Genomic DNA, 14,395 nt, shown 5'->3' with positions numbered 1-14,395 from the left:
ACGCGGTTGACTACAGGGAAGTAACAGCATGAACCCGAGTCGGCAGCGACCCAGATCATGATCTTCCTGAACCACTCACCCGGCGTTAAGCTCCGCTAAAACCCCCGGTTAAGACAGACCGTCGGAACATGGCGGCCGGGCGTACGTGGCTGTTCGGACGCGTTCACACCGGTTGAATGGAGAAATGGATGCCTAGTAAGAAGGCGTTGGGCTACACCGCCGCGATCGCGGCCCTGGCCCTGGGACTCGCCGGTTGCACCGGTGGCGGCGAAAGCGGCGGAGAGGGCGGCGGTGAGGGCGACGCCCTCCAGTTCGGCTACGTCTTCCCCGAGACCGGCGACCTCTCCTTCCTCGGCCCGCCGCAGATCGCGGGCGCCGAGTACGCCATCGACGAGATCAACGCGGCCGGCGGCGTCCTCGGCCAGGAGGTGCCCGCGATCCTCCCCGGTGACGAGGCCAACGACGCCGCCCAGGCCAACGACGCCGCCGACCGGCTGCTCGGCCAGGACGTCGACGCCATCCTCGGCGCCGCAGCCTCCGGCATGACGATGGCGATCATCGACCGCGTCACCGGCGCCGAGGTCGTACAGTGCTCCGGCTCCAACACCGCGCCGGACCTGAGCACCTACGACGACGGCGGCTACTACTTCCGCACCGCCCCCAGCGACCTGCTGCAGGGCCCGGTGCTCGCCGAGACCATCGTCGGCGACGGCCACCAGAGCGTCGCGGTCGCCTACCGCGCCGACGACTACGGGGAGGGCCTGTCCGCCTCCGTCGTCGAGAGCCTGGAGGCCCTCGGCGCCGAGGTCGTGGCGCAGGAGAGCTACGACCCCGCCGGCACCAACTTCGACTCCGTCGTGCAGGCGGTGTCCAACTCCGAGCCCGACGCGGTCGCGCTGATCTCCTTCGAGGAGGGCGTGCAGGTCATCGCCGGTCTCCTCGAGGCCGACATCAACGCCGACCAGATGTACAGCGCGGACGGCCTCAACGACCCCGAGCTGGGCAACTCCGTCGACTCCGGCGACCCGAGCGTCATCGCCGGGTTCAAGGGCACCGCGCCCGCCGTGGACAACCCCGAGTTCGACGAGGGGCTCCAGGAGTTCGCGCCCGACCTGACCGCCTTCCAGTACGCCCCCCAGGTGTACGACTGCGCCATGGCGGTCGCGCTGGCCGCCGAGGCCGCCGAGAGCACCGACCCGACCGTGTTCGTGGAGCAGATGCCCGCCATCACCTCCGGTGAGACCGAGTGCTCCGCCTTCGCGGAGTGCCGCGACATCCTCGCCGAGGGCGGCACCATCGACTTCCAGGGCGCCAGCGGCCCGCTGGACTTCGACGAGAACGGCGACGTGAGCAGCGCCTCCATCGGCATCTACGAGTTCGGCGACGACGGCGCGCACAGCTTCGCCGACTACGTCGTGGCGACCCCGTAGCGGTTCCGCGACACCCCTGCGCGGGCGTGCCCCGGGTTCCGGTCAGGAACCCGGGGCACGCCCGTGTCCGGAGGCCGCCCGCCGCGCTACCGGCCGGACCCCCAGTGCCTGGTCGGGTCGCGACCGTTCGCGAGGGTCCCGGCGGCGGTCCCGACCCCGGCAAAGACGCGGGGCCCCGGACCGTGAAGGTCCGGGGCCCCGACGGGGAGCGCGTCAGGCCTTGGCCAGCGTCCCCAGGTACAGCTCGATCACGTTCGGGTCGTTCAGCAGCTCCGAGCCCGTACCGGTGTAGGCGTTGCGCCCCTGGTCCAGCACGTAGCCGCGGTCGCAGATCTGCAGGCAGCGCCGCGCGTTCTGCTCCACCATGATCACCGAGACCCCGGTGGAGTTGATCTGCTTGACCCGCTGGAACACCTCGTCCTGGTAGATCGGCGACAGGCCCGCGGTGGGCTCGTCCAGCAGCAGCACCGACGGGTCCATCATCAGCGCCCGGCCCATCGCCACCATCTGGCGCTCACCGCCCGACAGCGACCCCGCCTTGGCCCTGCGGCGCTCGGCCAGCAGCGGGAACAGCTCGGAGACGACCGAGAACCGCTTGGCGAAGATCTTCGGGCGCAGGTAGGCGCCCATCTCCAGGTTCTCCTCCACCGTCAGCGACGGGAACACGTTCTGCGTCTGCGGCACGTAACCCACGCCCCGCTCCACCAGCGCGTGCGCCGGCAGGTTCGCGATGCTCTCGCCGCGCAGCACCAGGCTGCCCTCGCGCACCGGGATCAACCCGAAGATCGTCTTGACCAGCGTCGACTTTCCCGCGCCGTTGGGGCCGATGATCGCCACGACCTCGCCCTCGGTGAGGGTCAGCGTGCAGCCGTTCAGGATGTTCACGCCCGGCACGTACCCGGCGACCATCTCCCGCGCCACCAGCAGGTAGTCGCCGTCGTCCACCTCCGCCCGCTCCTCCGCGTGCTTCAGCGCCTCCTCGCGCGCCCGCTGCTGGGCCTCCACGGCGGCCTCCGCCGCCTCGTCCGGCACCGCGCCCCGGCCGCTCTCCTCGTTCCCGCTCATCGGCTCTCCCCGGTGTCGGTCTCGGCTCCCGGCTCCCCGCCGGACTCGTCGTGCTGGGCGCCCAGGTAGGCGTCGACGACCTGCTTGTTCGCCCGGATGTCCGCGGGGCGCCCCTCGGCGATCACCTGGCCCTGCGCCAGCACCACGATCCAGTCGCTGATCCCCATGATGACGTCCATGTCGTGCTCCACGAAGAGCACCGTCACACCGTCGTCGCGCAGCGCGGTGATGTGCCCCAGCAGCGACTGCACCAGCGCCGGGTTCACCCCCGCCATCGGCTCGTCCAGCATGATCATCGACGGGTTCACCATGAGGGCGCGCGCCATCTCCAGCAGCTTGCGCTGCCCGCCGGAGAGGCTGCCCGCGATGTCGTCCTTCTTCGCCAGCAGCTTGAAGCGGTCGAGCAGCTCCTCGGCGCGGGTCCGGTTCAGCCGCTCGTGCCGCTGCCACACCGGACGCGCGAACGCCCCCAGCATGCCCTCGCCGAACTGGTCCGGCGCCGCCAGCAGCATGTTGTCCATGACCGTGAGCCGCGTCAGCGCCTTGGTCAGCTGGAAGGTGCGGACCATCCCGGCGCGGGCCACCTTGTGCCCGCTCAGCCGGTTCAGGCTCCGCCCCTGGAACGACCACTCGCCCGCGTCCACCCGGTCGAACCCGGTGAGCAGGTTGAACAACGTGGACTTGCCGGCGCCGTTCGGGCCGATCAGCGCCGTGATGGTGCCGCGCTGCACCTCCAGGCGCTCCACGTTCACAGCGGTCAGCCCGCCGAAGGAGCGCCGCACCCCCGACGCCTTCAGGATCGGGTCGGGCTTGGCGGACCCGGGAACCGGCTCCACCCCGGGCATCCGGTCGACGGCGGCGCCGTTCGCGTCACTTGACATTGACCAGCATCTCCTTGCGGTCGCCGATGAGGCCCTGCGGGCGGAACACGATCAACAGCAGCAGGACCAGGCCGACCACCGCGTGCCGCAGCGCGCCCGCGTCCGAGGACTGCAGGAACGGCAGCGCGCCGACCTGGATCAGGCCGCGCAGCAGCTCGTCGACCACGGTCAGCAGGAACCACAGCACGACCGAGCCGATCACCGGGCCGAGCGTGCGCCCGGCGCCGCCCAGCAGCAGCATCGCCCACAGGTAGAACGTCACCTGCGGCATGAACTGGTCCGGGTGGATGGTCTGCTGGTTGATCGCGATCACCACGCCCGCCAGGGCGCCGAACACGCCGCCCAGCACCAGGCTCTGCATCTTGTAGACGAAGACGTTCTTGCCGAGGCTGCGCACCGCGTCCTCGTCCTCGCGGATGCCCTTGATCACGCGGCCCCACGGGCTGTGCACCAGCAGCCACATGACCAGGCAGGCCACGGCCACCAGGCCCCACGCGAACAGCATCAGCCACACGTCGCGCGCCGAGAAGGTGATGTCGCCGAACCCGTAGCTCCCCCTCGGGATCGGGTTCATGTCGTAGAAGCCGTCCGCGAAGCCCTGCAGGCCGTAGACGCCGCCGGTGAGGTCGCGGGCGAACTCCGCGCGGTACAGCAGGCGGGCCACCTCGGCCACCGCGATCGTGCAGATGGAGAGGTAGTCGGCGCGCAGCCGCAGTGTCGGGATGCCCAGCAGCAGCGCCAGCACCACCGCGCAGGCCACCGCGACCAGGAAGCCGGCCCACATCGGCAGGCCGAACGTGTTGACGCTGATGCCGAGCCCGTAGGCGCCGACCAGCATGAAGCCCACCTGACCGAAGTTCAGCAGTCCGGTGTAGCCGAAGTGGAGGTTGAGTCCGATGGCCGCCAGCGCGTAGATCGCCGCGATCGGCCCGATCGCGGTCGTGATGCCGGCGGTCAGGATGTAGGCAAAGTCCATTCGTCCGTCTCCTACCCGACCCGCTCACGACGGCCCAGGATGCCCTGCGGCCGGACCAGCAACACGAGGATCATGATGGCCAGCGCCCAGGCGTTCATCAGCTGCGCCGAGAACCAGAGCGTGGACAGCTGCGCGACCAGGCCGATGACCAGGCCGCCGACCATCGCGCCGTAGGCCGTGCCCAGCCCGCCCAGGATCACCGCGGCGAACATCAGCAGCAGCAGGTGGAAGCCCATCTGCCAGTAGACCGTCTGGTTGAGGCCGTAGAACGTGCCTCCCAGCGCGGCCAGGCCGCCGCCCATGCCCCACACGTAGAGGGTCACCCGGTTCACGTCGATGCCCGAGGACTCCGCCAGGTCCCGGTTGTCCGAGACCGCGCGCATCGCCTTGCCGATGCGGGTGAACTGGAGCATGCACGCCACCGCCACCAGCACGACGACGGACAGCACCACGATCGTCAGGTCGCGGGGGGTGATCGACACCGGCCCGAGCGACAGCGTCTCCTGGAGCTGGAACTCGTCGTAGCGCTGGCGGTTCCCGCCGAACACGACCAGCAGCAGGTGCCGCAGGAGCAGGGACAGGCCGATCGAGACGATGAACATCTGGATCAGCGCGACGTGGCGGGCGCGCAGCGGCTGCCACACGTAGCGCTCCATGCCGATGCCCAGGAGCGCGCCCAGGACCACCGCGATCAGGATCGCCGCGAGGAGGGGGACCTCCCAGTTCCACGACTCGCCGTAGACGCCCACCGCGGTGGACGCGGCCACGCCGAGCAGCAGGACCAGCGCCGGGACCACCGCGGCCACCGCGCCCGGCACCCTGCCGCGCAGCAGCCATCCGGCGCCCGCCGCGAGCAGGCCCGCGCCGAACAGCACCAGCAGCGAGTTGCCGATCCCGCCGGCGCCCGTGCTGAAGATCATCGCCATGATGGCGCCGAAGGTGACCAGGTCGCCGTGGGCGAAGTTGATCATGCGGGTGGTGCCGAAGATCAGCGAGAGGCCGATCGCGGAGATCGCGATGACCAGGCCGAAGATCAGGCCGCTGACCGCGAGCTGGGCCGCCTTGGCGCCGAAGGACACGCCGGGGGTGAAGCCGGGCTCCACGTCGCTCTCGGGGTCGGCCGCGGCGCCCGGGTCGTCCTGTCCGCCGTCCGCGGACTCGGCGGGGGTGGGGGACGCGTCGTCCGCCGTCTCCTGCTGCCCCTCGGGCACGAGGGAGAAGGCGATCAGGCCGTCCCGGCCCTCGCGGACCTGGAACCCCGCCCGCTCGTTCTCCCCGTCGGAGGTGACGAGGCCCTCGGGCAGCGTCTCGGTGTCGAGAACGGCTCGGTAGTCCCTGCCCGGTCCGGGCACCTCTACCCGCGCTCTCCCCTCGGGGTCGGAGGCGGCGGAGCCGATCTCCTCGTCGCCCTGGAACACCGTGACCGTGACTCCTTCGACCGGGTCCCGGTTGTCGTCACGGATGTTCGCGACGATCGCCTCACCTCCCTGGGTATCTGCTACGGCCGCCGCCGGGACCGCCAGGATGGCGGCGATCACGGCGAGCAGCACGGTCACGAGGCGTTTGCGCACGTGCGCTCCCTTGCGCATCTGAAATATCGAAGGGCATGGGCTGGCCCATACACCGTCACTTGCTTTCGGTGGCGCGAGTTTAGCCCGATTTACCCGGTTCCTTCAGCATCGCTAAAGCCACGTGACCCAAACGTCATTGCTTTGTGTGCAACCGTGACACAACCACAACAATCCCGCAGTTGATGTCCGGGCAGCTCAGGACATGCGTGGGGCGCGCCACCGCGTGGTGGCGCGCCCCGCGCCCGTGTTGGGGCGTGTTGCCCCGCGTCCGTATGGTTGGCCTTCCCCGGCTCTACCCCTCGGCCAGCGTCTCGACCACCGTCTCGGCGACCTTGCGCATGGTGAGCCTGCGGTCCATGGAGTTCTTCTGGATCCACCGGAACGCCTCGGGCTCGCTGAGCCCGTGCCTGCTCTGCAGCAGCCCTTTGGCGCGCTCGACGAGCTTTCGGGTCTCCAGGCGCTCGCTCAGCCCCGTGACCTCGGCCTCCAGCGCGGAGATCTCGGCGTACCGGCTGACCGCCATCTCGATGGCGGGCACCAGGTCCGCCTTGTTGAACGGCTTGACGAGGTACGCCATCGCGCCGGCGTCCCGGGCGCGCTCGACGAGGTCCCGCTGCGAGAACGCGGTCAGGATGACCACCGGCGCGATCCGCTCCCCGGCGATCCGCTCGGCGGCGGAGAGCCCGTCCAGGACGGGCATCTTGATATCGAGTATGACGAGATCGGGTTTCAGCTCCACGGCCAGCCGGATGGCGGTCTCCCCGTCACCGGCCTCCCCCACGACGGCGTAGCCGTCCTCCTCAAGCATCTCCTTGAGGTCCAGTCGGATCAGGGCCTCGTCTTCCGCGATCACCACGCGGCTCTGCGTCTGCGTCACAGACAAGAGACTACAGAGATCCGCTAGGATGGTCTGCACCACCCGGGGAGTCCGACACATCCCGGGTGCGGGTTCGTCAGCGGAGAGACGGGAAGACCTTCTCAAACAGAAGGAAAGTTTCTCCCGAAAATGCTTGACAAACCAAGTCAGCCCCGGTATTCCAACTGGCAGAGAAGATTGATTCAAAACCAATACAGTGTGGGTTCGAATCCCACCCGGGGCACACTTCAAGGATTCGATTCCCGGTCACAGCCACCCAGACGGGTGGCTTTTTTACATCCCGGCCCAAGCCTTTGTCCACAAGCGCCAATATTTATCGGACACATGTTCGTCTGGCCAGTGACACTTGACGCATGTACCCCCTCCACCTCCGCCGTCAGGCGGTCGCCATGCACCGCTCCGGGCTTTCCCTCAGCGAGGTCAGCCGACAGACCGGGGTCTCTCGCGCCGCCGTCCGCGACTGGGCCAACCACCCGGAGGCACTGACCGGGCGCGCGGGCGAGACCTGCGCTCGCTGCGCTCCCGTTCCCGCCTTTCCGGAACCGAATCCCGCCTACAGCTACCTGCTCGGCCTCTACCTCGGCGACGGATACCTCAGCTACGCAGGCGACCCCAGGAAAGAGGTCTGGGCTCTGCGTATCTTCTGTTGCGACGGCTGGCCCGGTCTCATCCGCGAATGCGTCGACACTCTCACCGCGGTCCTGCCCGGCCACAGGATCGGCACCGTTCCCAAGACCGGCTGCACCGAGGTAGTGGCCCGCTGGAAGCACTGGCCCTGCTACTTCCCCCAGCACGGCCCTGGAAAAAAACACGAACGCAGAATCGAACTGGCTCCGTGGCAGTGCGACATCGTCGACCGTTTTCCCGAGAACCTCGTCCGCGGCCTGATCCACTCCGACGGCTGCCGGATCACCAACCGGGTCAAGCGCACGGTCGCAGGCCGGGAGAAGTGGTACGAGTACCCCCGCTACTTTTTCAGCAACAGATCCCAGGACATCCTGGAACTCCTCGGGTTCAACCTCGACCGGCTCGGGGTCGAGTGGAAGATGGCCAACACCGGGAACCTCTCCGTCGCCGAGCGCGACTCCGTCGCGTTCCTGGACTCCTTCATCGGGCCCAAGCACTGAGCCCTACCCGCTTGGCGCGACCCCTAATACGGCTTTCGGGTCGGCCGCTGTCCGCAGGCGGTCACATCACGGCCACAACCTGGGTACAACACGCGGGTTTGGTCGCCGCCGAGGGTAGTGGTCACCGATCCTGGAATCACTGGGGTTCTCCAGTTTCCAGGTTTTCCGAGCAGTGCACGGAGGGAGTGCCGGGTGTTCACCGCGGTGGCCGCAGTTCTCGGCTCGCTGGCGATCGGCGCGTGGGTCGTGGTGGCCTGGGCGTCGAACCGCCGCCTGCCGTGGCTGATGGCGCCACTCGCCGCGCTCATCGCGGTGCTCGTCGTTCTGGACCAGGGCGGGTGGGCGCTGCTGCCGATCGCGGCGCTGGCCGCGGGGTCGTTCGCCGAGATGGTGGCGGGGACCCGCGAGGCGCCCACGCTGCGCACCAGGGACCCCGACGCCCCGTTGAGCACCGAGCGGTGGGCGGCGGCGGTGGCCGCGCCGTTCCGGGTCGCGCTGGCCGAGCCGTGGGACGTGGTGGTCCGCCCGCAGCTGCGGCGGAGGTACCGCAAGGTGTTCGCCGCCGAGTGGGGCGTCACCGACCGCGAGAGCCTGCTGGCCGCGGCGGACCGGCTGTGGGCCGAGCTGCACGAGGGCCGCAGCGCGGACCTGCTGGTGGACCTGCGCACGGGGGTCGCGCGCAGTCGCGACCCCGAGGGGGCGCGGGCCGAGCGGGTCCTCCGGCTGACCCCCGACCAGGTGACGCGGATGCGCGCCGTGATCGGCGCGGACGAGTCCGCCGAGCAGGTGGTCATCGGGGCGTACCAGTGGTGGACGTCGGTGCACCTGATCCGGCTGGCCTGCGGCGGTGCGACCCTGGACTGGCTGAGCCCGGTGGAGACGCACGGGCTGCTGCGCCGGGTGGCCTCGGACCTGCAACGCCGGTACAGCGGCTGGGACCAGCTCTCGGCGGCCTTCCACGCGGGTTACCTGCTGTGGAACGGCGGCGGTTCGGAGGACGCGGGGTCGGACCGGGTGTGGGCCGCGATGGGGCTGCTGACCTCCGACCCGTCGAGCCCGTGGAACCTGCTGCCGTGGGACATGCCGTTGGAGCGGGTGACCACCGGGGAGAAGAGCGAGGCGCTCCCCTGATCCCCGTCTTCCTCGGTGATCGTGACCTTTTCGGGGTCTCAGAGGCGGCTGAGACCCCGAAAAGGTCACGATCAGCGGGGGGAGCGCGGGCGGGCCGCTCTCCCCGGGGCCGGTGCGGCTCGGACACCTCGCCGGGGAGTACGGCCTTGCCGCGGTCGCTACCTGCCGTGCGTGATGGCGTCGCCGATGCGGTGCACGCGCAGCATGTTGGTGGACCCCTGGCTGCCGGGCGGGCTCCCGGCGACGATGACGACCTTGTCGCCCTTCTGGTACCGGCCCATGTCCAGCAGTTCGGTCTCGACCTGGCGGACCATGTCGTCGGTGTTGTCCACCCACGGCACGAGGTGGGTCTCCACACCCCAGGTCAGGGAGAGCTGGGCGCGGGTGGCGGTCTCGGTGGAGAAGGCCAGCAGCGGGATGGGGGAGCGGTAGCGGGCCAGGCGGCGCGCGGTCTCTCCGCTGGTGGTGAAGGCGATCAGGGCCTTGGCGCCGATGGTGGCTCCGACCTCGGCCGCGGCGCGGGCGATGGAGCCGCCGACGGTCTCGGGGACGCGGTTGAGCACGTGCGAGGCGCGCAGGGACTCCTGCTCGGCGGCGGCGATGATCCGCGCCATGGTCTGCACGGTCTCGACCGGGTACTGCCCGACGCTGGTCTCGCCCGAGAGCATCACCGCGTCGGCGCCGTCGAGTACGGCGTTGGCGACGTCGGACGCCTCGGCGCGGGTGGGCCGGGGCGCGCTGATCATGGACTCGAGCATCTGGGTGGCGACGATGACCGGCTTGGCCTTGTCGCGGCAGCGCTCGACGGCGCGCTTCTGCACCATGGGGACGTTCTCGAGGGGCAGCTCGACGCCGAGGTCGCCGCGGGCGACCATGACGGAGTCGAAGACCTCGATGATGTCCTGGAGGCGCTCGACGGCCTGGGGCTTCTCGACCTTGGCGATGAGCGGGACGCGGATGCCCATCTCGTCCATGATCTTGTGGACGTCCTCGGCGTCGTCCGGGCTGCGCACGAAGGACAGCGCGATCATGTCGACGCCCTGTTCGAGAGCCCACCGCAGGTCGCGCTCGTCCTTCTCGGTCAGCGCGGGGACGGCGACGGAGACACCCGGGAGGTTGAGGCCCTTGTGGTTGGAGACGGTGCCGCCGATGAGCACCCGCGTGTTGACGTCGGTGCTGGTGGACTTGACGCACTCCAGGACGACGCGGCCGTCGTCGATGAGGACGCGGTCGCCGGGGCGGACGTCTCCGGGCAGGTTCTTGTAGGTGGTGGACACCCGGTGCCGGTCGCCCTGGATGTCGTCGACGGTGACGGTGAACTCGTCACCGGGGTGCAGGTCCACGGGACCGTCGGCGAAGGTGCCGAGGCGGATCTTGGGACCTTGGAGGTCTGCGAGGATTCCGACGCTCCGGCCGCTTGCTTCGGCCGCTGCGCGGACGTTCTCATAGTTGGCGCGGTGGTCCTCGTGGGTACCGTGGCTGAGGTTGAGTCGCGCTACGTCCAGCCCGGCGTCGACGAGCTTGCGGAGGGTTTCCGGGCTCGATGTGGCTGGGCCGAGGGTCGCGACGATTTTCGCTCGACGTGTCACCTGTAACAGTTTAGAGCTTTTCGTGTGTTGATTGGTCTAAACCAAGTTGCGAGTAGGCGTCATCCGACCGACGACGAGGCGAACGCCGCGACCAGAGCTTCGCCGAATACGGGCAGGTCGTCCGGCTTACGGCTGGTGACGAGCCGGTTGGGGCCGTCGGTGTCCACGACGACCGCCTCGTCCACCCAGCGGGCCCCGGCGTTGGCCAGGTCGGTGCGCAGGCTGGGGAAGGACGTCAGGGTGCGCCCGCGGACGGCGTCGGCCTCGACGAGGAGCCAGGGCGCGTGGCAGATGGCGGCGACGGGCAGGCCCGCGTCGAAGAACGCGCGGACGAGGGCGACGGCGCGCTCGTCCTGGCGCAGGAGGTCGGGGTTGGCGACGCCCCCGGGCAGGACGAGCCCGGCGAAGTCGGCGGCCCGCACCTGGTCGACGGTGGCGTCGACGGCGAAGGTGTCGCCCTTGTCGAGGTGGTTGAACGCCTGGAGGAGCCCGGGTTCGGTGGAGACGAGGCGGGGCTCGCCTCCGGCCCGCCTGACCCGCTGCCAGGGGTCGGTGAGTTCGACCTGTTCGGTTCCCTCGGGTGCGGCGAGGAAGGCGATGGTGCTTCCGGTGAGTTCGCTGGCCATGAGGGGCTGCCCCCGTTCGTGTCGCGGTGTCGTCGGTGCTCACCTCCCCCTGCCCCGGCCGGGGCGGGTCATGCCTCGGGCGGCCGGGGCCACGGGATGGTCTCCGTCCCGGGACGCCGACCACCGGAGGGGCGTCCACCGCGGGCGCCGGGTCATCGCGCGGAGGGGACCGGGGACGAGCCGTGGGTGCCGACGCGGCCGTAGGCGCTCAGGACGAGCAGGTGGCGCAGGGTGTCGCTGCCGCGGCGCTCCGCCGTGGGGCCCTCGGCCCAGGGGCGGTTGACCGGCCAGCCGCCGTCGGGCTCCTGGGCGGCGAGGAGGGCGTCGAGGTGGGCGTCGATCTCGGCGTCGGTGAACAGGGAGCGGGCGATGTGGCCGGGGGTGGGCGCCAGGTCCAGCGGCGTGTGGACGTACCCGCGCACGTCCGGGTCGCGGGCGATGACGACGCGGATGACGGGGCTGAGCCGGGCGAACTCGGCGCGGGCCCGGTCACGGTCGGGGACGTGCTGCAGGAAGGTGCACACCGCGGCGGCCTCTTCGGGGTCGGTCCAGTTCAGGGCCCTGATCCGGGTCCAGCAGAAGCTGGTGGCGCGGTCCCGCCAGGGGTTGCTGATGTGGTGCTTGTGCAGCAGCCCGGCGATGGTGGCGGTGGGGTTGAGCGCTCCGCGGAAGTCGTGGTGCTCGCGCCACCAGGGCGCGGTCTCGGTGTGCCGGATGTCGGGCAGGACCGGCGGGACTCCCCCGCCGGGGCGGGTGGCGCCGCCGAGGTGGCGGCAGAGGCCGTTGACGGTTCCGTGGGGCAGGGGGCCGAGTTCGTCGAGGACGCGCAGCGCGGCGGCGTCCGCGAGGGGCTGGCTGCCGTGCCCGCGCAACTCGGGGTCGAGCGCGTTGCCGTACCCTCCGTCGACGTTGCGGTAGGTGTCGAGGACCGCGTACACGGCGTGGGCGGGGCCGCCCTGGAAGTGGTGGGCGAAGCGGTAGCGGTCCAGGAGGCGGGCGCTGCGGGCGATGAAGTGGTCGACGAGGTGGAGCGTGTCCTGGGTCACGGTACTCATGGTGGAAGGGTGCGCGCGGAGCGGACCGTTCAAACCTGCCCGGGGTTTCGGATTCGCCGTCGTTCCTCCAGGTCGGACCGGTTCGCCCGGCGGTGGGCGAGCCAGGCGGCCCCGGCCCAGGACAGGGCGACGGTGGCGGCCGCGGCGGCCTGGGCGTGCGCGGCGTTGTCGGCCGGGTAGACGACGCCGGTGAGGTAGTGGGCGATGAACCCGTCGGGCAGCCCCTGCCGGCCTGCCTGGACGCGGGCCCAGTCCTCGATCCGGGTGAGGGGGCAGGACCAGCCGACGACGGTGATGCCCAGGCCGTAGGCGGCGGCCGCCAGGTGCGGCAGGACCGCCCTGGGGCGGCGCCACGCCAGGAAGCCGCCGCCGACGATGTAGGCGATGAAGGCGAAGTGCAGGACCATGGCCGCCTCGGCCAGGATGTGGTACCCCATACCCCGGACGCTACCCGCGGTGGCGCGGCTCCGACATGGGCGTTCGTACTCAGGTGGGACGGTTGGGGGGAGCGCGGGGCGGGCCCCGGGGCCCGGAACGGCGCGAGCCGGGGCCGCCGCGCGGATGGCGGCCCCGGCTCGTCCTCCCTGCCCGTCCCCGCTACACCAGCGGGCGTGCGGTCGGCGGGATGGCGACCGGCAGGCTGGTGCCGTCTCCCAGGTAGGCGTCGACCGCGGCGGCGGCGCTGCGCCCCTCGGCGATGGCCCACACGATGAGCGACTGGCCGCGCCCCATGTCCCCGGCGCAGAAGACGCCGTCGACGGTGGTGGCGTAGTCGCGGTCGCGCACGACGTTGCCGCGGCCGTCCAGCTCCACGCCGAGCGCGTCGATCATGCCCTCCTTCTGCGGGCCGACGAAGCCCATCGCCAGGGTGACGAGCTGGGCGGGGATCTCGCGCTCGGTGCCGGGCTGCGGTTCGAAGCCCTTGTCGGTGCGCTTGACGTCCACGAGCCTGAGGGCGCGCACGTCGCCCTTGTCGTCGCCGAGGAACTCCACGGTGTTCACCGAGTACAGGCGTTTTCCGCCCTCCTCGTGGGCGCTGGTGACCTTGTACAGCATCGGCATGGTCGGCCATGGCTGGCCCTCGGGGCGCTTCGCCGGGGGCTTGGGCATGATCTCGAGCTGGGTGACCGAGGCCGCGCCCTGCCGGTGGGCGGTGCCCACGCAGTCCGCGCCGGTGTCGCCGCCGCCGATGACGACGACGTGCTTGCCCTCGGCGCTGATGGCCGGGGTGTCGTAGTCGCCCTGCTGCACCCGGTTGGCCAGCGGGAGGTACTCCATGGCCTGGTGGATGCCGCCGAGTTCGCGGCCCTTGGCGGGAAGGTCGCGCCAGGCGGTGGCCCCGCCCGCGAGCACGACGGCGTCGTGCTCGGCGCGCAGCCGCTCGACGGTGATGTCCACGCCGACGTCGACGCCGGTGCGGAACTCGGTGCCCTCGGCGCGCATCTGCGCCAGGCGCCGGTCGATGTGCCGCTTCTCCATCTTGAACTCGGGGATGCCGTAGCGCAGGAGCCCGCCGACGCGGTCGGCGCGCTCGTACACGGTCACGGTGTGCCCGGCCCGGGTGAGCTGCTGGGCGGCGGCCAGGCCGGCGGGGCCCGAGCCGACGACGGCGACCTTCCTGCCGGTGAGGGCCGCGGGCGGGCGGGGCTGCACCCAGCCCTCCTCCCACGCCCGGTCGATGATGGAGACCTCGACGTTCTTGATGGTGACGGCGGGCTGGTTGATGCCGAGCACGCACGCCGACTCGCACGGGGCGGGGCACAACCGCCCGGTGAACTCGGGGAAGTTGTTGGTGGCGTGCAGCCGCTCGATCGCCTCGCCCCAGTCGTGGCGGTGGACGAGGTCGTTCCACTCGGGGATGAGGTTGCCCAGCGGGCAGCCGTTGTGGCAGAACGGGATGCCGCAGTCCATGCAGCGCGACGCCTGGTTGACGACGGTGCCCCGGTCGAAGTCCTGGTAGACCTCGCGCCAGTCCTGGATGCGCACGTCCACCGGGCGATGCTCGGGCAGCTCCCGCTCGGTGATCTTGAGGAAGCCCTTGGGATCGGCCATTTCTCTCTTTCCCTC

General features: G+C 70.6%; 13 protein-coding genes and 1 tRNA gene. 4 read left to right on the top strand and 10 right to left on the bottom strand.

The features are described from left to right. Positions 1-188 precede the first annotated feature (188 nt). The gene (locus EV190_RS17795) at positions 189-1,430 is read left to right on the top strand and encodes an ABC transporter substrate-binding protein (protein WP_133742715.1); all 1,242 of its coding nucleotides are present in this window, start codon (positions 189-191) and stop codon (positions 1,428-1,430) included. Positions 1,431-1,643: 213 nt separating this feature from the next. Here the strand turns inward: EV190_RS17795 and EV190_RS17790 are convergent, their stop codons facing one another. The 5 genes from EV190_RS17790 to EV190_RS17770 all read right to left on the bottom strand — a co-directional run bounded on the left by EV190_RS17790 (position 1,644) and on the right by EV190_RS17770 (position 6,779). After that, positions 1,644-2,495 carry an ABC transporter ATP-binding protein gene (locus tag EV190_RS17790; protein WP_133742714.1) on the bottom strand — a complete coding sequence of 284 codons (852 nt, stop codon included), beginning with the start codon at positions 2,493-2,495 and terminating at the stop codon, positions 1,644-1,646. After that, positions 2,492-3,376, bottom strand: coding sequence for an ABC transporter ATP-binding protein (locus EV190_RS17785; protein WP_243742646.1), 885 nt, complete (start codon positions 3,374-3,376; stop codon positions 2,492-2,494). The genes EV190_RS17790 and EV190_RS17785 overlap by 4 nt, the downstream gene beginning before the upstream one ends. Beyond that, complete coding sequence (locus EV190_RS17780; protein WP_133742713.1) at positions 3,366-4,352, bottom strand: branched-chain amino acid ABC transporter permease; 987 nt, start codon at positions 4,350-4,352, stop codon at positions 3,366-3,368. The genes EV190_RS17785 and EV190_RS17780 overlap by 11 nt, the downstream gene beginning before the upstream one ends. 11 nt (positions 4,353-4,363) lie before the next feature. After that, positions 4,364-5,941, bottom strand: coding sequence for a branched-chain amino acid ABC transporter permease (locus EV190_RS17775; RefSeq protein ID WP_243742645.1), 1,578 nt, complete (start codon positions 5,939-5,941; stop codon positions 4,364-4,366). Positions 5,942-6,215: 274 nt separating this feature from the next. Beyond that, positions 6,216-6,779: an ANTAR domain-containing response regulator gene (locus EV190_RS17770; RefSeq protein ID WP_133742738.1), complete on the bottom strand. Its 564-nt coding sequence runs from the start codon at positions 6,777-6,779 to the stop codon at positions 6,216-6,218. 170 nt (positions 6,780-6,949) lie between these two features. Between EV190_RS17770 and EV190_RS17765 the strand changes: the two genes are divergently transcribed. The 3 genes from EV190_RS17765 (at position 6,950) to EV190_RS17755 (ending at position 9,058) form a co-directional block, all read left to right on the top strand. Next, positions 6,950-7,023: transfer RNA gene (locus EV190_RS17765), tRNA-Leu, on the top strand. A 130-nt stretch (positions 7,024-7,153) separates the two neighbouring features. Next, complete coding sequence (locus tag EV190_RS17760; protein ID WP_133742712.1) at positions 7,154-7,927, top strand: helix-turn-helix domain-containing protein; 774 nt, start codon at positions 7,154-7,156, stop codon at positions 7,925-7,927. A 192-nt stretch (positions 7,928-8,119) separates the two neighbouring features. Next, positions 8,120-9,058 carry a DUF1266 domain-containing protein gene (locus EV190_RS17755; RefSeq protein WP_133742711.1) on the top strand — a complete coding sequence of 313 codons (939 nt, stop codon included), beginning with the start codon at positions 8,120-8,122 and terminating at the stop codon, positions 9,056-9,058. A 158-nt stretch (positions 9,059-9,216) separates the two neighbouring features. On the opposite strand, the gene pyk is transcribed toward EV190_RS17755, so the two are convergent. The 5 genes from pyk to EV190_RS17730 form a co-directional block, all read right to left on the bottom strand. Further along, positions 9,217-10,647 (bottom strand): pyruvate kinase, encoded by a 1,431-nt coding sequence (pyk, locus tag EV190_RS17750; RefSeq protein ID WP_133742710.1) that lies wholly within the window; start codon positions 10,645-10,647, stop codon positions 9,217-9,219. A gap of 59 nt (positions 10,648-10,706) precedes the next feature. Beyond that, on the bottom strand, positions 10,707-11,273 hold the full coding sequence (locus tag EV190_RS17745; RefSeq protein WP_133742709.1) for a type 1 glutamine amidotransferase domain-containing protein: 567 nt from the start codon (positions 11,271-11,273) through the stop codon (positions 10,707-10,709). A 152-nt stretch (positions 11,274-11,425) separates the two neighbouring features. After that, positions 11,426-12,328 carry a prenyltransferase gene (locus tag EV190_RS17740; protein WP_133742708.1) on the bottom strand — a complete coding sequence of 301 codons (903 nt, stop codon included), beginning with the start codon at positions 12,326-12,328 and terminating at the stop codon, positions 11,426-11,428. Between the two features lie 29 nt (positions 12,329-12,357). Beyond that, positions 12,358-12,765, bottom strand: a complete 408-nt coding sequence (locus EV190_RS17735) for a DUF2784 domain-containing protein (RefSeq protein WP_133742707.1) — start codon at positions 12,763-12,765, stop codon at positions 12,358-12,360. A 160-nt stretch (positions 12,766-12,925) separates the two neighbouring features. Further along, positions 12,926-14,380 carry a glutamate synthase subunit beta gene (locus tag EV190_RS17730; RefSeq protein WP_133742706.1) on the bottom strand — a complete coding sequence of 485 codons (1,455 nt, stop codon included), beginning with the start codon at positions 14,378-14,380 and terminating at the stop codon, positions 12,926-12,928. Positions 14,381-14,395: the final 15 nt, after the last annotated feature.

Source organism: Actinorugispora endophytica (genome assembly GCF_004363075.1).
GTDB lineage: Bacteria > Actinomycetota > Actinomycetes > Streptosporangiales > Streptosporangiaceae > Actinorugispora > Actinorugispora endophytica.
Note: the sequence above shows the minus strand (reverse complement) of the source record. Positions and strands in the feature narration are given on the sequence as shown.